22 protein-coding genes are annotated in these 21,549 nt (G+C 64.4%); 7 read left to right on the plus strand and 15 right to left on the minus strand.

The window, feature by feature from the left end:
• Positions 1 to 48: 48 nt before the first annotated feature.
• Positions 49 to 816 carry a tetratricopeptide repeat protein gene (locus QMG84_RS10635; RefSeq protein ID WP_281927791.1) on the minus strand — a complete coding sequence of 256 codons (768 nt, stop codon included), beginning with the start codon at positions 814 to 816 and terminating at the stop codon, positions 49 to 51.
• A gap of 232 nt (positions 817 to 1,048) precedes the next feature.
• Between QMG84_RS10635 and QMG84_RS10640 the strand changes: the two genes are divergently transcribed.
• Complete coding sequence (locus tag QMG84_RS10640) at positions 1,049 to 1,309, plus strand: acyl carrier protein (protein ID WP_202072031.1); 261 nt, start codon at positions 1,049 to 1,051, stop codon at positions 1,307 to 1,309.
• An 88-nt stretch (positions 1,310 to 1,397) separates the two neighbouring features.
• Here QMG84_RS10640 and QMG84_RS10645 read toward each other — a convergent pair whose 3' ends face one another.
• The gene (locus tag QMG84_RS10645) at positions 1,398 to 1,952 is read right to left on the minus strand and encodes a Uma2 family endonuclease (RefSeq protein ID WP_281927793.1); all 555 of its coding nucleotides are present in this window, start codon (positions 1,950 to 1,952) and stop codon (positions 1,398 to 1,400) included.
• 188 nt (positions 1,953 to 2,140) lie between these two features.
• Between QMG84_RS10645 and ilvD the strand changes: the two genes are divergently transcribed.
• The 3 genes from ilvD to QMG84_RS10660 all read left to right on the plus strand — a co-directional run bounded on the left by ilvD (position 2,141) and on the right by QMG84_RS10660 (position 8,348).
• Complete coding sequence (gene ilvD / locus QMG84_RS10650) at positions 2,141 to 3,979, plus strand: dihydroxy-acid dehydratase (protein WP_281927795.1); 1,839 nt, start codon at positions 2,141 to 2,143, stop codon at positions 3,977 to 3,979.
• 129 nt (positions 3,980 to 4,108) lie between these two features.
• The gene (locus tag QMG84_RS10655; RefSeq protein ID WP_281927797.1) at positions 4,109 to 6,010 is read left to right on the plus strand and encodes a CHASE3 domain-containing protein; all 1,902 of its coding nucleotides are present in this window, start codon (positions 4,109 to 4,111) and stop codon (positions 6,008 to 6,010) included.
• Positions 6,011 to 6,533: 523 nt separating this feature from the next.
• Entirely contained in the window at positions 6,534 to 8,348 is a 1,815-nt protein-coding gene (locus QMG84_RS10660) for a methyl-accepting chemotaxis protein (RefSeq protein ID WP_281927799.1), read from the plus strand.
• On the opposite strand, the gene QMG84_RS10665 is transcribed toward QMG84_RS10660, so the two are convergent.
• The 9 genes from QMG84_RS10665 to QMG84_RS10705 all read right to left on the minus strand — a co-directional run bounded on the left by QMG84_RS10665 (position 8,320) and on the right by QMG84_RS10705 (position 15,267).
• Positions 8,320 to 9,309: an NAD(P)H-dependent glycerol-3-phosphate dehydrogenase gene (locus QMG84_RS10665; protein WP_202071847.1), complete on the minus strand. Its 990-nt coding sequence runs from the start codon at positions 9,307 to 9,309 to the stop codon at positions 8,320 to 8,322. The two genes, QMG84_RS10660 and QMG84_RS10665, sit on opposite strands and share 29 nt — an antisense overlap.
• 116 nt (positions 9,310 to 9,425) lie before the next feature.
• On the minus strand, positions 9,426 to 9,686 hold the full coding sequence (locus QMG84_RS10670; RefSeq protein WP_202071848.1) for a hypothetical protein: 261 nt from the start codon (positions 9,684 to 9,686) through the stop codon (positions 9,426 to 9,428).
• A 146-nt stretch (positions 9,687 to 9,832) separates the two neighbouring features.
• Positions 9,833 to 10,165 (minus strand): hypothetical protein, encoded by a 333-nt coding sequence (locus QMG84_RS10675; RefSeq protein WP_281927801.1) that lies wholly within the window; start codon positions 10,163 to 10,165, stop codon positions 9,833 to 9,835.
• A gap of 500 nt (positions 10,166 to 10,665) precedes the next feature.
• Positions 10,666 to 10,992 (minus strand): hypothetical protein, encoded by a 327-nt coding sequence (locus tag QMG84_RS10680; protein WP_202071850.1) that lies wholly within the window; start codon positions 10,990 to 10,992, stop codon positions 10,666 to 10,668.
• Positions 10,993 to 11,186: 194 nt separating this feature from the next.
• Positions 11,187 to 11,726 (minus strand): phospholipase D-like domain-containing protein, encoded by a 540-nt coding sequence (locus QMG84_RS10685; protein ID WP_281927802.1) that lies wholly within the window; start codon positions 11,724 to 11,726, stop codon positions 11,187 to 11,189.
• A gap of 4 nt (positions 11,727 to 11,730) precedes the next feature.
• A complete protein-coding gene (gene tsaD / locus QMG84_RS10690; protein ID WP_281927804.1) occupies positions 11,731 to 12,792 on the minus strand; it encodes a tRNA (adenosine(37)-N6)-threonylcarbamoyltransferase complex transferase subunit TsaD in 1,062 nt (353 codons plus the stop codon).
• A 216-nt stretch (positions 12,793 to 13,008) separates the two neighbouring features.
• Positions 13,009 to 13,782, minus strand: a complete 774-nt coding sequence (locus QMG84_RS10695; RefSeq protein ID WP_281927806.1) for an SDR family oxidoreductase — start codon at positions 13,780 to 13,782, stop codon at positions 13,009 to 13,011.
• A gap of 111 nt (positions 13,783 to 13,893) precedes the next feature.
• Positions 13,894 to 14,595, minus strand: a complete 702-nt coding sequence (locus QMG84_RS10700; RefSeq protein WP_281927808.1) for a TetR/AcrR family transcriptional regulator — start codon at positions 14,593 to 14,595, stop codon at positions 13,894 to 13,896.
• Positions 14,596 to 14,604: 9 nt separating this feature from the next.
• Positions 14,605 to 15,267 carry a hypothetical protein gene (locus QMG84_RS10705; protein ID WP_281927809.1) on the minus strand — a complete coding sequence of 221 codons (663 nt, stop codon included), beginning with the start codon at positions 15,265 to 15,267 and terminating at the stop codon, positions 14,605 to 14,607.
• Between the two features lie 192 nt (positions 15,268 to 15,459).
• On the opposite strand from QMG84_RS10705, the gene QMG84_RS10710 reads away from it, so the two are divergent.
• Positions 15,460 to 16,065 (plus strand): CPBP family intramembrane glutamic endopeptidase, encoded by a 606-nt coding sequence (locus QMG84_RS10710; protein WP_281927810.1) that lies wholly within the window; start codon positions 15,460 to 15,462, stop codon positions 16,063 to 16,065.
• 4 nt (positions 16,066 to 16,069) lie between these two features.
• Here QMG84_RS10710 and QMG84_RS10715 read toward each other — a convergent pair whose 3' ends face one another.
• Both QMG84_RS10715 and QMG84_RS10720 read right to left on the minus strand, forming a co-directional pair.
• The gene (locus QMG84_RS10715) at positions 16,070 to 16,711 is read right to left on the minus strand and encodes a ceramidase domain-containing protein (protein ID WP_281927811.1); all 642 of its coding nucleotides are present in this window, start codon (positions 16,709 to 16,711) and stop codon (positions 16,070 to 16,072) included.
• A 208-nt stretch (positions 16,712 to 16,919) separates the two neighbouring features.
• Positions 16,920 to 17,300 carry a DUF2267 domain-containing protein gene (locus tag QMG84_RS10720; protein WP_281927812.1) on the minus strand — a complete coding sequence of 127 codons (381 nt, stop codon included), beginning with the start codon at positions 17,298 to 17,300 and terminating at the stop codon, positions 16,920 to 16,922.
• Between the two features lie 126 nt (positions 17,301 to 17,426).
• On the opposite strand from QMG84_RS10720, the gene QMG84_RS10725 reads away from it, so the two are divergent.
• Positions 17,427 to 18,410: a DUF4424 family protein gene (locus QMG84_RS10725; protein ID WP_281927814.1), complete on the plus strand. Its 984-nt coding sequence runs from the start codon at positions 17,427 to 17,429 to the stop codon at positions 18,408 to 18,410.
• A 31-nt stretch (positions 18,411 to 18,441) separates the two neighbouring features.
• On the opposite strand, the gene QMG84_RS10730 is transcribed toward QMG84_RS10725, so the two are convergent.
• Together QMG84_RS10730 and QMG84_RS10735 are read right to left on the minus strand one after the other, a co-directional pair.
• Complete coding sequence (locus QMG84_RS10730) at positions 18,442 to 18,894, minus strand: hypothetical protein (RefSeq protein ID WP_202071860.1); 453 nt, start codon at positions 18,892 to 18,894, stop codon at positions 18,442 to 18,444.
• A 277-nt stretch (positions 18,895 to 19,171) separates the two neighbouring features.
• Positions 19,172 to 20,404 carry an aspartate kinase gene (locus tag QMG84_RS10735; RefSeq protein ID WP_281927816.1) on the minus strand — a complete coding sequence of 411 codons (1,233 nt, stop codon included), beginning with the start codon at positions 20,402 to 20,404 and terminating at the stop codon, positions 19,172 to 19,174.
• A 312-nt stretch (positions 20,405 to 20,716) separates the two neighbouring features.
• Here QMG84_RS10735 and ubiG point away from each other — a divergent pair, with 312 nt between their 5' ends.
• Complete coding sequence (gene ubiG / locus QMG84_RS10740) at positions 20,717 to 21,508, plus strand: bifunctional 2-polyprenyl-6-hydroxyphenol methylase/3-demethylubiquinol 3-O-methyltransferase UbiG (protein WP_281927818.1); 792 nt, start codon at positions 20,717 to 20,719, stop codon at positions 21,506 to 21,508.
• The last annotated feature ends 41 nt before the right edge of the window (positions 21,509 to 21,549 follow it).

A 21,549-nucleotide genomic window follows, 5' to 3' on the forward strand; every position in this document is an offset into this window, starting at 1 on the left:
AGAAAGCTACCGAGAGAACGTCGGGTTTCCCTATGCCGCCCGCCGTCCTTAAATATCGCGCCCTTCGACCTCCAGCCGCAGCCGTTCCTCGTTTTTTCGAAGCGCGTCGTTACGCGGCGCAATATCGAGCGCCTTACGATAGGCGGAGAGCGCGCGTTTCTTGTCGCCCGTCTTCTCCGCCAGCGAGCCGAGCGCCTCCAACGCGTCGAAGCGCTTCGGCTCGAGGCGCGCCGCCGTTTCCAGATCCGCGAGCGCCGCCGCCGCGTCGCCCTCGGACGCCATGACGCGCGCCCGGCGCACGAAACCCTCGGGCCAGTTGGGAGCCAGAGCGACGATATAATCGAGCAAGGCTTTCGAGAGCCCCGGCGCGCCGGCGACCTCTGCGGCAAGCGCCCGGGCGGCGAGGAGATCGACCGTATCCGAGCCCGATCGCGACCAGCGGGCGAGAATGGCGGCCGAAACGGCTTGCGCCTCGCGGTCGTCCTCCGCGGCAGCAAGACGGCCGAACAGGCGGCTCATCTCCTCGGAGCGCCGCTCTTCTGGCGATTTCGGCGGTTCGGGCCGAGGCTTGGCGAGCTTGCGGTCGGGCGCCCTCGGCGCGAGCCCCCCGAGAGGGTCAGAGGGATCGCCAGGGCCAAATCCCCGCGCCCCCGGCGGCAAAGGGATTTTGCCGACGCCGGGGATGAACAGAAAGGTCCCGCCATTCTCGTCGGTCCCCACGCTCGGCGGCTCGTCCTGCTGCGCGCGGGCGGCGCCCGCCGCGAGGCCGGTCAGAATCGTCAGGAGCGCGACAAGCCTTCTCATCGCCCCAACCATAAAGCAGCGCCGCGCGCGGCGCCAATATCGCGGCGGACACGATTACCATTCTTTAATCTTACCATATTGCGAATCCGGTCAAATTTTCCACCAATTCATATTCGGTTCAGGCTCGGCGCCCCATTTCTTTCCTCGATGTTCACGATTGCCTGAGACGATCGCAGCATCACTTCGAGCGACAGCCGCGAGCCCCGCGCATTTGCCTCGAGCGCGCGCTTTTGGAGTTGGAATGATGATCGAGACCATCCGCCGTCTGCTGCAAGAAAACGGCCGCCTGCACACGCCTATCGAGACCCTGTCCGACAATGCGGATCTTTATGAAGCGGGCCTGACTCCCTTCGCGGCCATCCGCACCATGCTCGCGATCGAGGAGGCCTTCGACGTCGAATTCCCGGTGGCCATGCTGCGTCGCCAGAGCTTTTCCTCCATCAACGCCATCGTCGCCTGCCTGAACGAGTTGAACCCCCACGCCGCCGCCCGCCAGGCCGCCTGACCGCCTGACCGCCAGAGTGACCTTTGGGATTTTCTCAAAGCCCGAAAGCCTGCGCTTTCGGGCTTGCGTTTTTTTAAGAGCGCCTGCGCTAGGCCGCGCCGTAAAGCTCCTCGAGCGCGAATGACAGCCCCGGCGGATCGAGCGTCACCCTGCCCTCCGTCAGTATGTGGCTCACGACGACGCCATCGTCCCGGCGCTCATGATGCACGACGAGCCGGTCGTCCGGGTCTATGACGAGATAATGCCGGATGCTCGGCAAAGCGAAATAGCCGGCAAGCTTGCGGGTGCTGTCGTTGCGCCCGGACGTCGGCGATATGACTTCGACGACAATCACCGGGTTTTCCACCAGCAGCGCGTCAGGCGGCAGCTTCGGCCCGCAATAGACCATGGCGTCGGGCTCGAACATAGTCTTGGCGCCGACGCGCACGCCCATGCCGTCGACCAAAGCCCGGCATTCCCGCCCCTTGTCTTTGAGGGCATTGCTAAGAGCCAGGAAAACCAGCCCTTTCATCTCCGCATGCGCGGCCCGCTCCGATGCCTGAGCGTAGACCACGCCGTCGATAAGTTCGTAGCGTCCCTCCTGGCTTTCGCTCCAGGCGAGATATTCCTCGACGGTCATGCGGTCTTTTGGAAGCGCTGCCATGAAGCGATCATAGCGCCTTTTGCTCTCGCCACATATGTAGACGTTGGCCCCCGGACCGCGCGCCTTCAGGCGCGCATGTTTCGGGCGCGCCTGAAGGCGCGCGGTCCCGGAAGGCTCGCGGTCCTTGCGGGGGCGCGCCGGCTGGGCTATCGCCTCCCCAACCCGGTTGATGACAGGAAACTTCGCCCATGCCTCCCTATCGTTCCAGCACCACCACCCACGGCCGCAACATGGCGGGCGCGCGCGGCCTCTGGCGCGCGACGGGCGTTAAGGACGAGGATTTCGGCAAGCCGATCATCGCCGTCGTCAACAGCTTCACCCAGTTCGTCCCCGGCCATGTGCATCTGAAGGATCTGGGCCAGCTCGTCGCGCGCGAGATCGAGAAGGCGGGCGGCATCGCCAAAGAGTTCAACACGATCGCGGTCGACGACGGCATCGCCATGGGCCATGACGGCATGCTCTACTCCCTGCCCTCGCGCGAGATCATCGCCGACAGCGTGGAGTATATGGTCAACGCCCATTGCGCCGACGCGATGGTCTGCATCTCCAATTGCGACAAGATCACGCCCGGCATGCTGATGGCGGCGTTGCGGCTCAACATTCCGGCGGTCTTCGTCTCCGGCGGCCCGATGGAGGCCGGCAAGGTCGTGCTCGCGGGCAAGGAACATGCGCTCGACCTCGTCGACGCCATCATCGCTGGCGCCGACGACAAGGTGGCCGAAAGCGACGTGACGGCGATCGAGCGCTCGGCCTGCCCGACCTGCGGCTCCTGCTCCGGCATGTTCACGGCGAACAGCATGAACTGCCTCACCGAGGCCCTGGGTCTCTCGCTGCCCGGCAATGGCACGCTCGTCGCCACTCACGCCGACCGCAAGCGTCTCTTCGTCGAAGCCGGCCATCTGATCGTCGATCTCGCGCGCCGCTATTACGAGCAGAACGACGAAAGCGTGCTGCCGCGCTCGATTGCAACTTTCGACGCTTTCGAGAACGCCATCGCGCTCGACATCGCCATGGGCGGCTCGACCAATACCGTGCTGCATCTCCTCGCCGCCGCGCATGAGGCCGAGGTCGATTTCACCATGACCGACATCGACCGAATGTCGCGCCGCGTGCCGGTGCTGTGCAAGGTCGCGCCCTCCCGGCCCGACGTGCATATGGAGGACGTGCATCGCGCCGGCGGCGTGATCGCCATTCTTGGCGAGCTGTTGCGCGCCGGCCTGCTGCATGGCGACCGGCCGACCGTCCATAGCGCCACATTGGCGGACGCCGTCTCCCAATGGGACATCGGCGTGACGGCGAGCAATACGGCGAAGACCCTCTTCAGCGCCGCGCCCGGCGGCGTGCCGACGCAGGAGGCTTTCAGCCAGGAGCGCCGCTATGACGCGCTCGACAGCGACCGCGAAAAAGGCGCGGTCCGCGACGCCGCCCACGCCTTCTCCAAGGATGGCGGCCTCGCCGTGCTGTTCGGCAATCTCGCGCAGGACGGCTGCATCGTGAAGACCGCGGGCGTCGACGACTCGATCCTGAAATTCTCCGGCCCGGCGCGCGTCTTCGAGAGCCAGGACGCGGCGGTCTCCGGCATTCTTACGGGCGAGGTGACGGCCGGCGACGTGGTGGTCATCCGCTATGAGGGTCCGCGCGGCGGCCCCGGCATGCAGGAGATGCTCTATCCCACGAGCTATCTGAAATCGAAGGGGCTCGGCAAAGCCTGCGCGCTCATCACCGACGGGCGCTTCTCGGGCGGCACCTCGGGCCTTTCCATCGGCCATGTCTCGCCGGAAGCGGCCGAGGGCGGGATGATCGCGCTGGTGCAGGACGGCGATCCGATCGAGATCGACATTCCGGGCAGAAAAATCACGCTGGCCGTGAGCGAGACGGAACTTTCGGCTCGCCGTGTGGTTCAAGCCGGCAAGGGCTTTGCGCCCGCTACCCCGCGCCCCCGCAAAATCTCCACGGCGTTGCGCGCCTATGCCGCCATGACGACCAGCGCGGCGCGCGGCGCGGTGCGCGAGGTTCCGAAAGCGTAAGAGTCCGGCGGCGATCAGGCGGCGGACGCTCCCTTTGTCGGAGCGTCCGTAGCGAACGGTTTTGCAGCCACGCTGGTTATGCGCCCAAGGTCGCATAAAATCGCCTGATCGGTCGCGTAATGGACTCACATGGCCGTGGCGCGAAAGTTCCTCTCTGTCGAGACAATCAGCCTGATTGTCGCCTTTGCGATTCTGGCCTTCGCGGGCTTCGTCACCGCGCGGACGGAACAGCAGCGCCGCGAAAGCGGCGCATGGGTGCGCCACACGCTCATGGTCGAGAGCGCGCTCTATCGGCTTGACGGCGCCATCCGCCGCGCCGAGAGCGAGGAACGCGGCTACATCATCACCCGCGACCCCGCCTATCTCCGGCCAAAAGAGGATATTTCCGCGCAGCTCGAGAAGGGGCTCGCGGAAATCGGCGCGCTGGTCGCGGATGATGAGGGGCAGAGCGATCGGCTCGCGCAGCTCCGCCCGCTGCTCACGGAGCGCCTCGACCAGCTTCAGCGCAAGATCGACCTCATGAGAGCCGGCCGCTTCGACGAGGCCGCGGAAATTGTGCGGACGGGCGAAGGCAAAGCGCTAACCGATCGGATCGACGCGCTGGTCGCTGAAATGATCGCGCAGGAGGATGCGATTCATCGCCGAAGAGACGAGCAGATGGCGCAAGCGACGGACACGCTGCAAACGGCGATCGGATCGTTGATCGTGCTCATCGCCGGCGTCGCCGTCTTTGCGGTTCTTCTGGCTGAAAAGCAACTGAACGCGCTTCGTAAATCGAGCGAAACCCTGAAGCACGCCTATAATGAGCTCATCTCGGAATCCACCAAGCGCGGATCGCTCGAGGCGCAGCTTCGCCAATCGCAGAAGCTCGAGGCTCTCGGCCATCTCGCCGGGGGCATTGCGCACGACTTCAACAACATGCTCGGGGTCATCGTCTCCAGCCTCAATATTTTGCGGCGCAAGCTGCGTCGCAACGAAGGGGGGCTCGATCCGCTGATCGACTCGGCTATGGACGGCGCCGATCGCGCCGCGGGGCTGGTTCGCCGCCTGCTGGCCTTCTCCCGCATCCAGCCGCTCGATCCACAGCCGCTCGACGTCAACGCGCTCGTCAACGGCATGTCGGCGATTCTGCATCGGACATTGGGGGCGCATATTCATCTGGCGACCGTGCTTGCCCCAAATCTCTGGCCGACGAAAGTCGACGCCAATGAGCTCGAAAGCGCCATCCTCAACCTGGCGGTCAACGCCCGTGATGCCATGCCGACCGGCGGCCAACTCACCATCGAGACAGCGAACACGACGCTCGACGAACTTTACGCCGACGAGCGTCCGCAGGTCAGGCCCGGCCAATATGTCCTGATCGCCATCTCCGATACGGGCGTCGGCATGCCGCCGGACGTCGCCGCCAAAGCGTTCGATCCCTTCTTCACGACGAAACCCATCGGCAAAGGCACCGGTCTGGGCCTGTCGCAGGCGCATGGATTCGCGACCCAGTCCGGCGGGCATATCCAAATCTATTCGGAGGTCGATCGGGGAACCTGCCTCAAGCTCTATCTTCCCCGCTATATCGAAGCCCGCGAAGCTGAAGAAGCGATTCCGCAGCCGTCGCCGACGGAGGAGGAGTTCCCTCGCGGCAGGCCGGAGGAGATCGTGCTCATCGTCGAGGACGACGAATCAGCCAGACGCGCCACGGCGCAAGGGGTGCGGGAGCTCGGCTATACGGTGATCGAGGCGGACAACGGCAAGGCGGCGATCAATATCCTGCGCGCCCGCGCCGACATCGCCTTGATGATCACCGATGTCGTCATGCCGGAGATGGACGGCGCCCGGCTCGCGCGCGAGGCGGTGTTCCGCCGTCACGCTTTGCATGTGATGTTCATCACCGGCTATTCCCAGCACGCGATCGCGCGGGACGGCATGCTGGACCCCGACGTCAATCTGCTGACCAAGCCCTTCACTCTGGCGCAGCTCGCGCGCAAAATCCGCGCCGTTCTCGATGCCCACGGCAATCTGCCGAATGGAAAGCCGTAAAATCGACTTATCGGCGCTGCGCCGGGCCACGACGCTAACCCGAAGGGCTCCGAAATTCGGCTTACGAGCAGACTGTGTTCCCGCGTCATGGCCGCGCTTGTCGCGGCCATCCACGCCGCGCCGACGCAGAAAGCTTAAGAACATGAGCGGGAGCAACGCCGCTTCTTCTCCCCGAGTGTCGTAATGTCCTGGCGTGGATGCCCGCGACAAGCGCGGGCATGACGGGGCTGCGTAGGGATTGTTAACCTAGATTGAGCCCTGCGCTAACCCGCAATTAAACTGTCACGATCAAGTGTTACGGCGTTCCCGGGCCGGACTTTCAGACATCGGCGGCATGACGTCGCTTCCGCCCCGCGTTGCTCCAGCGCCTCCCGCCGATGACGGCGATCGCCTCCGATACGGCCCTGCCGGTTTCGGAGCGCTGACGCAACAAACAAGCTCGATCCAACGCGTTCAGGAACTCTCTTCGAGCGCTCTCGACGCCACGAAATATTTCGACCGCATTACCCAACTGGGGGCTTTCATGCGCTTTGGTTTAGGACAGAAACTCGGCGTCGTGATTGGCGCCCTTGCGCTGCTCTCCATTGGCTTATCCGCTTTTGCCTATTGGCAGGCGTCCCTGCAGAGGCGCCAGGAAACGCAGATGGAGAAAACCTGGGAGCTCGCGCTGCAATCGCGCCATCTCGCGCAATCGATCGAACATGTCGCCGTCGTCGCCACCTCGCTCTTCGCGCGCGACGATCAGGGAGAGATCCGGAAGGGCCTCGCGACGCTGCGTCAAGCTTTGTCCGAGACGAAACTGGCCTCCGATTGGTTCTCGCGCCTGCCGGACGATCGCTTTCCGCAAAAGGAGCGAAAGCGGCTCCAGCTCCGCGTCGACGAGTTTTTGGCCTATCAAAACGAAACGATCGAGCTTGGCCTGAACGTCTCCCCCAAGGCCGCGCTGATCCAGGCCAATGACGAAGCGACAATCAAGGATCGTGACGCCATCGTCGCAGATATGGCCCGCCTCTCCAAACAGACGCTCGCGCAGCTCGAGCAAAGTCGCGCCGCGATCGACGAAGCGCACCGCCGCAACGCCTTGCTCCTCGTCGTCATTCCCGCCGTCGCGATCGCCCTCGCCGTCGCCGGAACTTTCTGGTTTATCGGGATGCAAATCCGGCTCCCCCTCGCCCGCATCATCGACGCGATGACGCGGGTGAGCGAAGGCGCGCTCGATACGGACATCCCTTATCTCGGGCGCGGCGACGAGATTGGGCATATCGCCGAGGCGCTGAATAATTTCCGCAGCAACGCGCTACGCTTGCGCGAGGCGGAGGCGGAAGCCGAAAAAGAGCGCCGCATGAAGGAGGCCGCCGCCGCGCGCCACAATGCGGAAGCCGAGGCCCTCAACGCCGAACGCGAGCGCGCCCTGCGCGCCGTCGGCGCGGCGCTCTCCCGCCTCTCCGCCAAGGATCTCGGCTATCGGATGACGGACGACCTTCCCGAGACCTATCGGCAATTGAAGGCCGATCTCAACGCAACGGCGCAGCAGCTCGACGACGCCATCGCCGAGGTGACGAACTGCGTCGAGTTCATCGGCGCGAGCGTCGATCATATCTCCCAGGCCGCCGACGATCTGACAGCGCGGATGGGACAGCAGGCCTGCAGCCTCGAAGAGGCGTCGAGCGCGCTTCAAAGCAATTCCGCCGCCATCCGGCAGAACGCCAGCGGCGCCGAAAAAGCGAGCGCCATCGTCGGCGCGACGCGCGGCGAAGCCGAGAAGGGCGGCAAGATCGTCCGCGACGCGGTCGCCTCCATCGAGCGCATCGAAAAATCGTCGCAGAGCATCGGCCAGATCATCGGACTGATCGACGAGATCGCCTTCCAAACGAATTTGCTCGCTTTGAATGCGGGCGTCGAAGCGGCGCGCGCGGGCGAGGCGGGCAAAGGCTTTTCCGTGGTGGCGGCGGAGGTGCGCGCGCTCGCCCAGCGTTCCGCCGAGGCTGCAAAGCAAATCAAGACTCTCATCTCGGTCTCCTCGACGGAAGTCGACCGCGGCGTGACGCTTGTCGCCCAGACGGCGCAAGCGCTGGAAAACATCCTCGCCGAAATGATCAAGATCGACACGGTCGTCGCGGCGATCGCGAATGGCGCGGGCGACCTCGCCGCGAGCACGGCGGAAATCAACGTGGCTGTCGGACAGATCGACAAGAACACGCAGGAAAATGTCGCGGAGGTCGAAGAGACGCGAGACACGATGCGTCGTTTGGCCATGGAAGCCGGAAGGCTCTCCGATCTGATCGGCGGCTTCCAGATCTCCGGCGCCCTCAGATCTCCGCTTTCAGAGGCCGCATAAGCAGCGCCTCGATCGCCGCGTCGACGCTGAGACGCAAGGACAGGATGGCGTCGACCGCCTCGGCGATCGGCATCTCGACGCCTTCTTTCCGCGCCATCTCGATCAGCACTCGCGCCGTGAAGGCGCCTTCGGTGAGCTTGCCGCCGGAAGCGTCTTGGACCGCCGCCCCCTGCCCCAACGCCTGACCGAAAGCAAAGTTGCGCGACTGCGCCGAGCCGCAGGTCAGCACCAGATCGCCGAGCCCGGAAAGCCCCATCAGCGTCTCGCTTCTCGCGCCGAGCGCGCGTCCGAGCCGCGTCAGCTCGGCGAAGCTGCGCGCGATCAGCGCCGCCTGCGCGCTCGCGCCGAGCCGGCGGCCAGCGGCCATACCCGCCGCGATGGCGAAGACATTTTTCGCAGCGCCGCCGATCTCGACGCCGCGAATGTCGGTCGAGCGATAGAGCCGAAACGTCTTGGTCGAGAGCGCTTCGCAAAGCCTCTGCGCCAGCGCCTCGTCCGCGGCGGCGAGAGTAACCGCGGTTGGCAGACCCTTGCAGACATCGGCCGCGAAGCTCGGGCCGGAAAGCACGGCCGGACGCGCTTGCGGCAGCTCCTCGGCCACGACCTCGCTCATGAAATGCCGGCGATCGCGCTCGATCCCCTTGGCGCAAATGACGAAGGCGGCGCCATCCGCAAGATAGGGACGCGCCGCCCGCGCCACGTCCCGCATGGCCTGAGCCGGCACGACGGCCAGCACGACGCGCGCGTCTGCGATGCTGGCGAGATCGCTCGTCGGCGCGACCGCATGGGCGAGCGGCAGCCCGGGAAGATGCCGTCTGTTCTCTCGATCGCGCGCGAGCGTCTCGGCGTGGCCGGGGTCATGCGCCCATAAGGCGACGCGCCGCCGCCCTTGCGCGGCGACATTGGCGAGCGCCGCGCCCCAGGCCCCGGCGCCGAGAACTGCAATCGTGTCGCGCGTCATTCCATCCGATCCGCTCTATCCCTCGCGTCTCTATAACCGTCGGATCAGCGAACCGGTAGACGTCGCGCGCCACAGAACGGGCCGCGGCCCCCGCGAAGAAAGGGGCCGCCCCGCCGCTAATTGCCGAAGACGAAGTTGGTGTTGATCCAGCCTTGGTTCGCCGCTGAAACGCCCTGGAAGTTGATCGTGGTCGCTTTGGCAGCGGCGTTCCCGTAGACGGAGACAGCCACCGCCGTTGCGGGACTGACATTGACCGGCACGGTCACCATGACCTGGTTCAAGATGTTTATGTTCGGCGAAGCATTCACGAAAATGCCTTCGGCGGAAGCGGACCCGGCGGTCATCACGACGACGGCGGCCATCAAAAACTGCCTCATGATCATGTCCTTTTCTGATCGGTGTTCCGGGGGTGCGGCGCAATTGCGTGAGCGCTGACGCATGAAAGACCGACGAGAAAGTAGACTGCGGCGGCGTCAATGCGCCGCCACAGTCCTTCGCGCGGTCTCGGCGCCAGGCGGCCTGCTCAGTAGTTGAGGCTCTGCTGAAGATTGGTGTAGAACTGGATATAATTGGTGGGCGCAACATTCTGGGTGCTCACCGTCGAAGCGGCCGAAATCGCGGTCGCCGTTCCACCGGCGCCGGCGCCAGTGGTGGCCGTCGCCGCGCCGGTCCCCGCCCAGGCATTGTTGCTCACGGACGTGCTGAGGGTCTGGCTTGCGGCGTTGAACACGCCGCCGAAGGAAACCGCGCCGGGCGCAAAGGTCCCGCCGGGCCCGACCGTGATAGAGCCGCCGCCGGCAAAGGCCGAACCCGCAGTCAGAGCGACGAACGCGACCGAGACAAGAAACTTTTTCATGGTTTCGCTCCTAGTTCAACTCATAGCGAAGTCGGGCGTGCCGGCTTCGTGATTTGAAATAGAATTGAGCGAAGATTAATCAGCGCACACTTTTTTACACGTATGGATGTATATTTATCGGTTACCGTGACTGATTGCGGGCATTAGCCAAACAGGCTGTCAATTAACCATTTAAGACTATTTGCATAAGCGCAAGAAGTTCAAGCCGAGACCGAGCGCCCCCACATCCATCGCCCCTCTGTGCCGCCGAGGAGTTGGAATAGCCGGAAAACCAGCCAAGCCGGCCGCGCGCTTTTTTGCTGATATATAACCTCCCCGTCATTGCGAGGAGCGAAGCGACGAAGCAATCCAGAGCCACATCATGGCCCTGGATTGCTTCGCTTCGCTCGCAATGACGGCGGCGTAGTCGAAAACGTCGTCACTCGAAACCCGGGTGGACTGCGGCGGCGTTTGCGCGCCGCCGCAGTCCTTAGCGCAATCTCGGCGCCAGGCCGCTTGTCTTAGTAGTTGAGGTGCTGCGCCAGGCTGGTCGAGAATGAGATATAGTTGGTGGGAGAAACGGTCTGGGTGTTCACCGTCGAGGCGGCCGAGAGGGCGGTCGCCGTTCCATTGTTGCCGGCTCCCGTGGCGGCGCTCGCGTTACCGGCGGAGGCCGGAGAGTTGTTGGTCACCGTCGTGGTCAGGCTCTGGGTGGCGGAGTTGCTGACGCTGCCGAAGCTGACGGGGCCAGGGGTGAAGATGCCATTGACCGTGATGGCGCCGCCTTGCGCAAAAGCCGACCCAGCCGTCATCGCGACAAACGCGATCGAGACAAGAATCTTTTTCATTTTCTCACTCCTATTTTCACACTGCGAAGTCGGCGTCGCCGGCTTCGAGGGCTGAAGATAGAAATTGTGAGAATGATTTCACTATGTCGTTTGTTACTATATTATTCATCATCCTGATCGACTGGCTACGTTAACAATTTTGACTGTCAACATAGCCCTATTGTCTAAAAATAAGTTCTGAGCGCCGTTCACAGCTATTGTCTTTGATTATCTGGTCTCGCCCACAACCGCTCGAAGGCCTCCCGGAAATGGGCCACCGCGGTCGGGCTTTGGATAAGGATCAAATCATTGTCCTGATAGACTTCGCCCGAGACGGAAAAATTCGCCGAGCCCGAGCGCAGCGTGGCCCCATCGACCTGGTAGGATTTCAAATGCATGAGGTCGCGTGAGCGCGCCTTACGGCGCACCTCCAGGTTCGGCGCGCCGGCGACGTCCAGGATCGGTGAGCCGCGGCCGGCTTCCTCCCCATCGAGATAGACCCGCACCTTCACGCCGCGCATGGCGGCGCGGCCGAGCGCGGCGACAAGGGCGCGGTCGGTGAGCACATAAGCGGCCATGTCGATCGAATGGCGCGCGCCATTGATGAGCTTGGCGTCGATACTCTCGAAACCCTCGCCCGGCCCATAATAGACGCGCACGCCGGCGAAGAGCGGCTCCTGCGACAAGGGGCCGGCGGCCTGCGGCTCCGGCGCCGCCAACATGGCGACGAGCGCCAAAGCGAATTGGCGACGCACCGCTCTAGGCCTTGCCGTGATGGGCTCCGCTGGCGATGGCGTCGAGCGGCCAACGCGGCCGCGGCGCGAAGCCCAGATCATCACGAAAGCCTCGCTTAAAGCGCTCCAGGCCGGCCCAGGCGATGATCGCGCCATTGTCGGAGCACAGAACCGGCGGAGGCGAGACGAAACGTAGCCCGCTCTCGGCGCAAAGCCGCGTCAGCGCGCGGCGGATTGCGCCATTGGCGGCGACGCCGCCGCCGATCACGAGGCCGCTCGGACGCCCCTCTCCTTCCGTGAACAGCTTTATGCCGCCGCGCACGCGATCCACGATCACATCGACAATCGCCGCCTGGAAGGAGGCGGCGATGTCCTTCACGTCCTGATCGTTCGGCGTTCCGAGCTTGAGGACTTCCTGTCGCACGGCCGTCTTGAGGCCGGAGAGCGAGAAATCCGCGCCGCCGCGTCCGAGCATCGGCCGCGGAAAATCGAAGCGACGGGCGTCGCCCTCCTGCGCAAGCTTTTCGATCTGCGGGCCGCCGGGGTATGGCAGGCCCAGCATCTTCGCGACCTTGTCGAAGGCTTCGCCGGCCGCGTCGTCGATCGTCGATCCGAGACGGCGATAGTCGCCGACGTCGCGAATGGCGACGAGCTGCGTATGCCCGCCCGAAACCAGCAGCGCGACATAGGGAAAGTCGAGCGGATCGGTGAGCCGCGCCGTGAGCGCATGGGCTTCGAGATGATTGACCGCGATGAAGGGCTTGCCGGTGGCGAGCGCCAGTCCCTTGGCGGCCGTGAGGCCGATCAGCACGCCGCCGATCAGCCCCGGTCCGGCCGCCGCGGCGATGGCGTCGATGTCCGACAATTCCACTTTGGCGTTGGCCAGCGCGCGCACGATCAGCCGGTCGAGAACGTCGATATGGGCGCGTGCGGCGATCTCCGGCACGACGCCGCCATAGACCGCATGCTGGGCGATCTGGCTCAGAACTTCATTGGAGAGAATATCCCCGCCCTCGGCCCCGAGGCGGTCCGACACGACAGCGGCCGCCGTCTCGTCGCAAGTGGTTTCGATGCCAAGCACGCGCATTTACGCTCCCTGGACGCCGATGGCGTCTTTTTCATGCCCATGCGCAAATGCGCGCCCGAGGCTATGGGTGAACCTTGGACCGCGCGCCTTCAGGCGCGCTTTTTTAAAAGGCGCGCCTCGGGCGTGCTTTCGAAAGGCGCGCCTGAAGGCGCGCGGTCCAGGGCATGACAACTATTGCAGATTTAGCGAATTATGGTTTGCGAAGGGTTTACGCAATCATTCCGACGCGACGTCCGGCGTTCGCCACGCCAGATGCTGGCCGGCGTCGACCGCAATCATCTGTCCGGTGACGCTCTTCGCATTGGCGAGAAAAACAACGGCGTCGACAACGCCCGAGACCTCCGCCGCATGGCCCAGCGGCACGCCGTGCGTCTCGATCTCGAAGTCGCGTTCGCCGAGCGCCTCATTGGGAAACACCGGCCCCGGCCCTACGGCGTTGACTCGGATGCGCGGCGCATAGGCCTGGGCCATGGTGCGCGTCGCCGTCCACAGCGCCGATTTCGAGAGCGTGTAGCTGAAATAGCGCGGCGTGAGGCGCCAGACGCGTTGGTCGATGATGTTGACGATGGCGCCTTGCGCCCCGGCCGGCAAAGCGGCGGCGAAATCGCGCGCCAGCAGCAGCGGCGCGCGCAGATTGATCGCCATCTGGCGTTCGTAGCGCTCGAGCGCAAAATCCTCGGCTTCGTCCACTTCGAAAACCGAGGCGTTGTTGACGAGGAGCGTCAAGGGACCGAAGGCGCGCGCGGCGAAGCCGACAAGCCCCTGAACCGCGTCGGGATCGGCGAGATCGGCGACCGCGACGGCGGCCTGACCGCCCTGATGTCTGATGGCCTCGGCGGCGAGTTCGGCCTCTTCCGCCGAGCGCGGAGAAGCATGCAGTATCACCGGGCGTCCTTCGCGTGACAGACGCCCGGCGATGGCGAGTCCAATTCGCCGCGCCGCGCCGGTCACCAAGGCCGGACCGCCCTTCGCGCCAGTGGCTTCAGTCATGCCGCACTGCTCCCTTGCAGTGGGGATTCCCATGCCGCGCGCGTGAGGTCAACGCCAGTAGTTTTGGGCCCGGGGTCGATCGATGCGACGGCCAACCTTGCCAGAAGCTGATCACTTCTGACCAAGGGCGCTCACCGAGCGCCCTTGCGGCGCGGATGACGCCGTCTGCGCGCCCGTCAGCCCTGCGAGACTCAAGGCGGCGAGGCGTTCGACGAGTCGCTCCACCCCCGCCTGATCGAAGGTCATCGCGAAAGGCGGCCGCGCGAGGCGCTCGGTCTCGCGCACGAAGAAGATCGGCTGCTGCGCCAGCCATAGGGTGCGAAGCATGATCTCGTCTCTTGGCGCGTCATCTGGCAGAAAGCGCCGCGCGACCCGTTCGGCGAGCTGGAAGATGCGCAGCGGGCGCGTTTCGAAGAAATTGTTGAAGACCGCGCTCGGGCGGACGCCCTCCCAGGCGAAGAGCCGCAAATATTGGCTGACTCGGTCGCGCTTGACGAGCGGCGACAGAAATTGGCGCAGATAGAGACGCAAGGCGTCCGCCGGCGGGAGCTGATCCAGCTCCTCGGCGTCAAGGAAGCTCTCCTTCTCCAGCGCATCCGCGGCGGTTTCCAGCACCGCCCGATAGAGACCTTCCTTGCCGCCGAAATGATAGTTGATCGCCGCCTGATTGGCGCCGGCGCGCTGGGTGATCGCGCGCACCGAGCCGCCCTCGTAGCCATGCTCCGCAAAGACGGCTGTCGCCGCCGCGACGAGCGCCGCCCGCGTCGCCTCGGCGGCGCGCGTAACGCCGCGCGCCTTCTCTTGTATCTCCAACCCTTGCCCTCAGTAACCCAGCCAGCTCAAGCCGCCGGCCACCACGGAGCCGCCGAGCGATCGCGCCCCGCTCCACATCCTCTGCCCGACCGGCGCAAGCTTCGTCGAGACGCTCGATGGCGTCAACGCCGCAAACAATCCTTCCTCAACGGGCTCAGGCTTGGCGTTCGGCGCCGAGGCGTCCACCGCGGCGACGCGCACAGGCGTCGTCGGCGCCGCCTCGGCCGCTTTCTCCGGCGCCCTTTCAGCCTTTTTGACGCTCTGCGCCTCCTTCACGGGCTTCGACACGGCCGCCACTACTTTTCTCGGCGCGTCCTCGATCGTCTCCGCTACTGCCGCCGGCAGCGCGGGCGCCGAGAGAAAGGCCGGCGGGGGCGGCGTCTTCCTGTCGTCCCACGACAAGGGCTGCAGGCCGCCGACCAGTATCCGGTCGATGAATTTGCCGCTCTCCGGATCGACATTCGCCACGACCGGCTTATCGGGCGCGAGATCGAGCAAATTGAGCGCCTGCGGCGCGAGCGAGCCGACCACGGCCGCCATGAAGCAAACAGCCGCGTCCAGAAATATGGCGCGAGATCTCGTCTCCGCCGGACGGCGCAGGGAGACGCGCACAATCGAGGGAGCGTCTTCAGCCGCCCGCCGCTCCGCAGCGCTGTCGAAATTCTTCCGCATTTTCGAAACCCCAATCCAAACGAACGAGTGAATTCATACGCCCGTTTGAAGCGAAATTGTGGCGCTTCGAGCGGCTTTTTCCGCCCTCCAGGGAAACCTTCCAACGCGCCGGGGAGAGACGGGCCGCATCGCGCGGCAAATTGGCGCTGAATCGTCTTGGAACGCCCCAAGGCGCCTGTATATTACACTGCCATGACAGCGCTACGTCGAATCCATGACAGTTGGCCTCTGCTCGGTTTCGCCCTGCTTCTGCTGGCGCCGAGCCTGGCGATCCGCTGTGGCCTGCTGCCATTCGACATGCGCTTCGAGGCGCTTCTCGCCATCTCCTTGCTCTGTATCGGGCTGTGCTTTCTGGCTGGCTATTCGATCGCGGAACTCGGGCTTCATGCGCCCTGGGTGGCGCGCCATTGGCTGGGCTGCGGCGTCGCCACCCTTGGCATCGGCGCCGCGCTTTATTTCGAATCGCTCTACTTCCCCACCGACCGCCAGCAGCCCGATTGGATGCGATTCGCGCCCTTCTATGTGCTGATCTCCAGCCCCTGTCAGGAACTCGTCTGCCGCGCGATCCCCAAGCTCATCGCCGACAGGCTGCAAATCAGCGGCGCGAACTACGTGCTGTTCTCCGCCGCAACCTTTTCGCTGATGCACCTCGCCTATGGCGACGCGCTTCTGCTCGCCAATACTTTCTTCGTGGGCCTTGTCTGGGCCACAGCCTATCGGCTGACGCGCAACATCTGGCCGGTCGCCGCCTCACATGCGGCCGTCGGCTCGCTCGCCTTCTGGCTCGGAATCGCCTGAACTCTCACGCTGGCCCGCGTTTGATCGCGGTGGTCAGCAGCAGCCACAGAACGAGGGCGTTCAGCATGTGCCAGACGAAATGCGTGCCGAGCGCAAAGACGCCGCAGACGTCGCGATCCATGGTGCGGAAGACGAGCGACGCGGCGAATGTCGTTGCGGAGAGGCCGAGCCCTTTGGATGTCTCGGGGTCGCGCGAACGCAGGAGAGCAGAAAATGAGATCAGCGCCGCAAGCGCCGGCAGATAGGCGATCGACCCATTCAAACCCGTGAATGACGCGTCGACCGTATAGCTCGCGGCGGCGAAGGCGAATGTCACGCCTGCAGCCGTCCATGCGCCCAGGCCGAAGAAGCGGCGCAGCGCCAGAAAGAAATAGCCGTAGATAAAGATAGCGATGGGGATGACGTCGAGCAGCATGGCGCCGCGCGTGGCGAGCGTATGGAAGGCGAAGCTGCCGAGGCCGACTATCGCCGTCACGCCGATCAACGCCAATGCGGGAAGGTCGCGCCCGTCGCGTCGGCGCAGAATCGCATAGGCGGAGACGGCCGAGATGAGAAAGGCGGCGTTGGAGACGGCGTTCAGCGGCTCGGACCAGAAACGGTCATCGAGACGTTCGCAATAATCGAGAATAGTTTCACGCCAACTCATGAAAAAACGCCGCCTTGAAGGTTCGAGACGGCGCATTTGTCGGCAAGCGCTCTGTCACAATCAATCGCGTCTGACGCTCGCGCTGAGCGTTAAGAGAGTCACACATTTCCGGGCCGTTATCACCGGGCTTGTCCCGGCCCAGCATCTGCTATGGTTTGCGCGGCGTGGATGGCCGGGACAAGCCCGGCCATGACGAGGGTGGCGACGCTTACAGAAACTGCGACAAGCCTGGCACCGAATTGGCGATCTCTCGCACCTTCTCCTTGCCCAGCACGCCTTCGGCATAGCCGAAGACTTCGTGGCCGAGCTTCTGAATCTGGCCCATGTCGAGACCGAGCGCATTGAGCTTGGTCGCAAGGCCCATCAGCCCGCCGCTGAGAAGCCCGCCGAGCAGACCGCCCGCGCTCTCGCCGCCCGCCGAGGCCTCGTCCGCTGCCTGATGCGCGCCCGCCATCTGGTTCATGAATTCGGCGACCGGGCCGTCGGGAAGCTCCTTGCGAAGGAAGGCGAGCACATGGCCGATCGCCGTTCTCGCTACGCCCGCATCCACGCCAATCGCAGCCGAAACGCGCGCAATCAATTCATCCATCAGACCCTCCTCACGCCTCAACAGGCGCGAGACTGTCGCCGGGCCTCCGGACAATTGCAAGCGGCGGCGCAGGGCGATTGAGGCCGTGCGTTCGGGGGCTTAAGCTAAGTCTGTAGAGGAGAAACGATGTCTCGATTTTTTGCCGGCGCCGCGACGCTCGCTTTCACAGCCGCCTTTTCATTCCCGTCCCACGCAAATGACAGCCAGGCGGAGACCGCGCTCGGCGGGCTGACGCTGAAACACTCCGATTCCATCAGGATGGACAGCGAGGATTTATACGTCTCTCGCGACCGCGTGCGGGTGACATATCGCTTCACCAATACGAGCGACCGGCCGATCGAGACGCTTGTCGCCTTCCCCCTGCCCGACATTCCGCCGGACTATCTGGACAATAAGGTTTTCTGGAGCAGTCTCGACGACCTCAAGTTCAAAACGACAGTCGACGGCAAGCCGCTTGTGCACGAAATCGTCCAGCAAGCGTTTTTCAACGGGAAGGACGTCACGGCCAGATTGTCCGCCTTGAAAATCCCCCTCAACTACCGCGACCAGAGCTTCGCCGAGGCGCTCAAAAAGACGCCTAAGCCTGAGCGCGACAAGCTCATCGCCGAAGGCCTCCTGCGAGACGACTCGACGCAGGACGCGCAGTTTTACACAGCCCTATGGTCGCTGCGCACCAGCGTCACCCGCATGCAGACCTTCCCCGCCAATGCGAGCGTCGTGGTCGAACATGAATATGTTCCTCTCCTTGGCGGCAGCGTGGGAGGCGGGCTCTCCGCCAGCGCGCGCAAGAACGACTATTTCAAGAATGAGCAGCGCAAATATTGCATCGACAAGGAGTGGCTCGCGAGCTTCGACAAGCGCATGCAGAAGACCGGGAACAGAGACATCTATGGCGAAATCTGGCTCGGCTATGTGCTGACGACGGGCGCCAATTGGAAAGGCCCCATCGGCGATTTCCGTCTCGTCATCGACAAGGGCAAGCCGGATACGCTGGTGAGCTTCTGCGCCGAGGGCGTGAAGAAAATTTCGCCGACGCAGTTCGAGGTCCGGCACAAAGACTTCACGCCGAAGAAAGACCTCGACATTCTCATTGTCCAATGGCCGCAGTGACGCGGCGCGGGCCGCGTCACAGGGGTTTTCCTCAAGCGCGCGGGCGCGTCTCGCCCATTGCGCCCGGCTGTTGCGGCATGACGCCGGAACGCTCCGCCAATGCGGGCAGAATCGCCCGGATCTTGGCGACGCCCTCGTCGCCGATCAGCGCTTTGGCCCGGTCCACCATCTCCTCGATCAGCCGAGCGCTCTGCGCCTCCGTCAGGCCGAGATTGCCGAGCTTGCCGACCAGAATGTTGAGATCGGCGCGCCCATGACCCATGAAGCTGGTCAGGCCCTCGATCGCCTGCGTTACGCCGCCGTCGTCGGCCGCTTGCGCCGCGGCGACCGCCTCGCGGGCTCCCTGCATTTTGTCGATGAATTCGTCGACATGACTCCCCGGCGCCTTGTCACGCAGAAACAGCAGCACATGGCCGATCGCCGCTTTGGCGATCGAAGGTTCGAGCGACGTCGAGTCGACGACGCGTCGGGTCAGGTCTTCCATGACTTCCTCCCTTCAGGGATACGCCGAAGGGAAATGTCGCGCTGACCCTGGCCGTCAAGCCAAGTTTGGCGAATAACTGAGTGACGTACGACCTGGTGTCGTTGAGCCCTATACCTCCCCTTTACGGGGGTCGGCGGTCGAAGACCGCCGGGTGGGGTTCGCGCAGCAACGATCGTGGTGGGGCTTTACCCCACCCGACCCCGCTACGCGGGGCCACCCTCCCCGTAAAGGGGAGGGATGGGCTCACGCCCGGCATTCGGCTGGTTAATCCGCCGCCTCAGGCGGCGTCCAACCCGTAGAGCGAATGCAGCGTGCGCACGGCAAGCTCGGTGTAGGCTTCGTCGATCAGCACCGAGAATTTGATTTCCGAGGTCGTGATCGCGCGGATGTTTACGCCCTTTTCGGCCAGCGCGCGGAAGGCGCGCGCCGCGACGCCGGCGTGGCTTCTCATGCCGATGCCGATGGCGGAGATTTTCGCGACGTCCTTTTCGCCGGCCATGCTGGCGAAGCCGATCTCGGCCTTGATCTTATCGAGGATCGCAAAGGCGCGTTCGTAGTCCGCCGAGCCGACCGTGAAGGTCATGTCGGTCGTGCCCTTCTCGGAGACGACCTGGACGATCATGTCGACATTGATGCCGGCCTCGGAGAGCGGCATGAAGACCGCGGCGGCGACGCCCGGCTTGTCGGCGACATTGCGCAGCGTGATCTGCGCCTCGTCGCGCGAGAAGGCGATGCCTGTGACGACCTGGGCTTCCACAATGTCCTCCTCGTTACAGATGAGCGTCCCCTCGCCCGGATTCGCCGGATCGTCGAAGGAGGAGCGCACATAAGTCCGCACCCCGTGCACCATGGCCACTTCGACCGAGCGGACCTGCAAAACCTTGGCGCCGAGCGACGCCATCTCCAGCATTTCTTCGAAAGCGACGCGGTCCATGCGGCGCGCCTTGGGCACGACGCGCGGGTCGGTCGTATAGACGCCGTCGACGTCGGTGTAGATGTCGCAGCGGTCAGCGTGGATCGCCGCCGCGATCGCCACCGCGCTCGTATCCGAGCCGCCGCGGCCGAGCGTGGTGATGCGGCCGCTGTCCTTGTGGACGCCCTGGAAACCGGCGACGACGGCGACCTCGCCGCGTTTGAAGCCTTCGATGATCCCGGCGCCCTCGATCGATTCGATGCGGGCGGAGCCATGGGTGTCGCTGGTGTAGATCGGCGCCTGCCAGCCGAGCCAAGAGCGCGCCGGAACGCCGATCTCCTGCAGCGCGATGGCCAAAAGGCCGGCGGTGACCTGCTCGCCGGAGGCGACGACAGCATCATATTCGCGCTGATCGTAGAGCGGCGCCGCCTCCTTGCACCAGGCGACGAGCTCATTGGTCTTGCCGGACATGGCGGAGACGACCACGGCGACCTCGCGGCCGGCGTCCACCTCGCGCTTCACATGGCGCGCGACATTGCGGATGCGCTCGACATTGGCGACCGAGGTGCCGCCGAATTTCATGACCAGGCGTGACATCAGGGAATATCGGTTTAGGCAGCGGGAAACGGGCGGCCGGCAGAAACGGCGGACTGCCAACCGCCTCCCGCCGTGCGAGACGCTCGCGTCCCGCAAAAAGCGCGCGTATATGTGACGGCGCCTGCCGCCCTGTCAACGCCGGGCGGGCCGCCCCACATCAGGGGCAGCCGAGAAAAGGTCTCCTCGTCCTTCGAGACGCCGCCTGCGGCGGCTCCTCAGGATGAGGAGCCCTTTTCTCGGGTCGTCCACGTCCTCATGCTGAGGAGCGCCCATAGGGCGCGTCTCGAAGCATGGGCCGCGACGAGAAACTGTATGACCATTTGCGAGGTCCCCTTGTCCGAACACGCCGCCCCCCACTCCGCCAGCGTCAATCCCGAGGATGTCGCGCGCTTCAACCGCCTTGGCGATCTTTGGTGGGACAAGCAGGGCAAGATGGGCATCCTGCACGACATCAATCCCATCCGCGTCACCTATATCCGCGACCACATCCGCCGTTTTCTGCTGAACGACCAAAGCGCGCTGAACGAATCGCCAGAACACCCCCTCGCGGGCGTGCGCATCGCCGACATCGGCTGCGGCGGCGGCATTTTGAGCGAATCGCTCGCGGAGCTGGGCGCGCAGGTGACGGGGATCGACCCCGCCCCCAATAATATCGCGGTGGCGAGCCGCCACGCCGAGAAGATGGGCCTCACCATCGACTACCGGAACATCACCGCCGAGACGCTCGCCGAGACGGGCGAGCAGTTCGACGCGGTCGCGGCGCTCGAAGTCATCGAGCATGTCGAGGGGCCGAGCGAGTTCATCAAAAAGCTCTCCAGCCTGGTCAAGCCCGGCGGCCTTTTGTTTTTGGCCACCATCGACCGCACGATGAAGAGCTATGTCTTCGCGATCCTGGGCGCCGAATATGTGCTGGGCTGGGTGCCCAAGGGCACGCATGACCACGACAAATTCATCCGCCCCGACGAGCTTTCGGCCTGGGTGCGCCGCGCCGGCCTGCGGGAGATCGACCGCGCCGGCATGACGTTCCAGCCCTTCACGCGTAGCTGGCGCAAGAGCCACGACACCGACGTGAACTATCTGATGGCCGCCAAAAAGGAGGGCTGAACGCTGCAACCGTCTTGTTCGCGCTATGAGCGGAAAGTAGA

Origin of the sequence: Methylocystis iwaonis (genome assembly GCF_027925385.1) — a bacterium.
Lineage (GTDB): Bacteria > Pseudomonadota > Alphaproteobacteria > Rhizobiales > Beijerinckiaceae > Methylocystis > Methylocystis iwaonis.

Excerpts from the sequence above, each read along its gene's own strand:
- QMG84_RS10635 (WP_281927791.1), bottom strand. The coding sequence starts at position 816 with ATGGTTGGGGCGATGAGAAGGCTTGTCGCGCTCCTGACGATTCTGACC.
- QMG84_RS10640 (WP_202072031.1), top strand. The coding sequence starts at position 1,049 with ATGATCGAGACCATCCGCCGTCTGCTGCAAGAAAACGGCCGCCTGCAC.
- QMG84_RS10645 (WP_281927793.1), bottom strand. The coding sequence starts at position 1,952 with ATGGCAGCGCTTCCAAAAGACCGCATGACCGTCGAGGAATATCTCGCC.
- ilvD (WP_281927795.1), top strand. The coding sequence starts at position 2,141 with ATGCCTCCCTATCGTTCCAGCACCACCACCCACGGCCGCAACATGGCG.
- QMG84_RS10655 (WP_281927797.1), top strand. The coding sequence starts at position 4,109 with ATGGCCGTGGCGCGAAAGTTCCTCTCTGTCGAGACAATCAGCCTGATT.
- QMG84_RS10660 (WP_281927799.1), top strand. The coding sequence starts at position 6,534 with ATGCGCTTTGGTTTAGGACAGAAACTCGGCGTCGTGATTGGCGCCCTT.
- QMG84_RS10665 (WP_202071847.1), bottom strand. The coding sequence starts at position 9,309 with ATGACGCGCGACACGATTGCAGTTCTCGGCGCCGGGGCCTGGGGCGCG.
- QMG84_RS10670 (WP_202071848.1), bottom strand. The coding sequence starts at position 9,686 with ATGAGGCAGTTTTTGATGGCCGCCGTCGTCGTGATGACCGCCGGGTCC.
- QMG84_RS10675 (WP_281927801.1), bottom strand. The coding sequence starts at position 10,165 with ATGAAAAAGTTTCTTGTCTCGGTCGCGTTCGTCGCTCTGACTGCGGGT.
- QMG84_RS10680 (WP_202071850.1), bottom strand. The coding sequence starts at position 10,992 with ATGAAAAAGATTCTTGTCTCGATCGCGTTTGTCGCGATGACGGCTGGG.
- tsaD (WP_281927804.1), bottom strand. The coding sequence starts at position 12,792 with ATGCGCGTGCTTGGCATCGAAACCACTTGCGACGAGACGGCGGCCGCT.
- QMG84_RS10695 (WP_281927806.1), bottom strand. The coding sequence starts at position 13,782 with ATGACTGAAGCCACTGGCGCGAAGGGCGGTCCGGCCTTGGTGACCGGC.
- QMG84_RS10705 (WP_281927809.1), bottom strand. The coding sequence starts at position 15,267 with ATGCGGAAGAATTTCGACAGCGCTGCGGAGCGGCGGGCGGCTGAAGAC.
- QMG84_RS10710 (WP_281927810.1), top strand. The coding sequence starts at position 15,460 with ATGACAGCGCTACGTCGAATCCATGACAGTTGGCCTCTGCTCGGTTTC.
- QMG84_RS10715 (WP_281927811.1), bottom strand. The coding sequence starts at position 16,711 with ATGAGTTGGCGTGAAACTATTCTCGATTATTGCGAACGTCTCGATGAC.
- QMG84_RS10720 (WP_281927812.1), bottom strand. The coding sequence starts at position 17,300 with ATGGATGAATTGATTGCGCGCGTTTCGGCTGCGATTGGCGTGGATGCG.
- QMG84_RS10725 (WP_281927814.1), top strand. The coding sequence starts at position 17,427 with ATGTCTCGATTTTTTGCCGGCGCCGCGACGCTCGCTTTCACAGCCGCC.
- QMG84_RS10730 (WP_202071860.1), bottom strand. The coding sequence starts at position 18,894 with ATGGAAGACCTGACCCGACGCGTCGTCGACTCGACGTCGCTCGAACCT.
- QMG84_RS10735 (WP_281927816.1), bottom strand. The coding sequence starts at position 20,404 with ATGTCACGCCTGGTCATGAAATTCGGCGGCACCTCGGTCGCCAATGTC.
- ubiG (WP_281927818.1), top strand. The coding sequence starts at position 20,717 with ATGACCATTTGCGAGGTCCCCTTGTCCGAACACGCCGCCCCCCACTCC.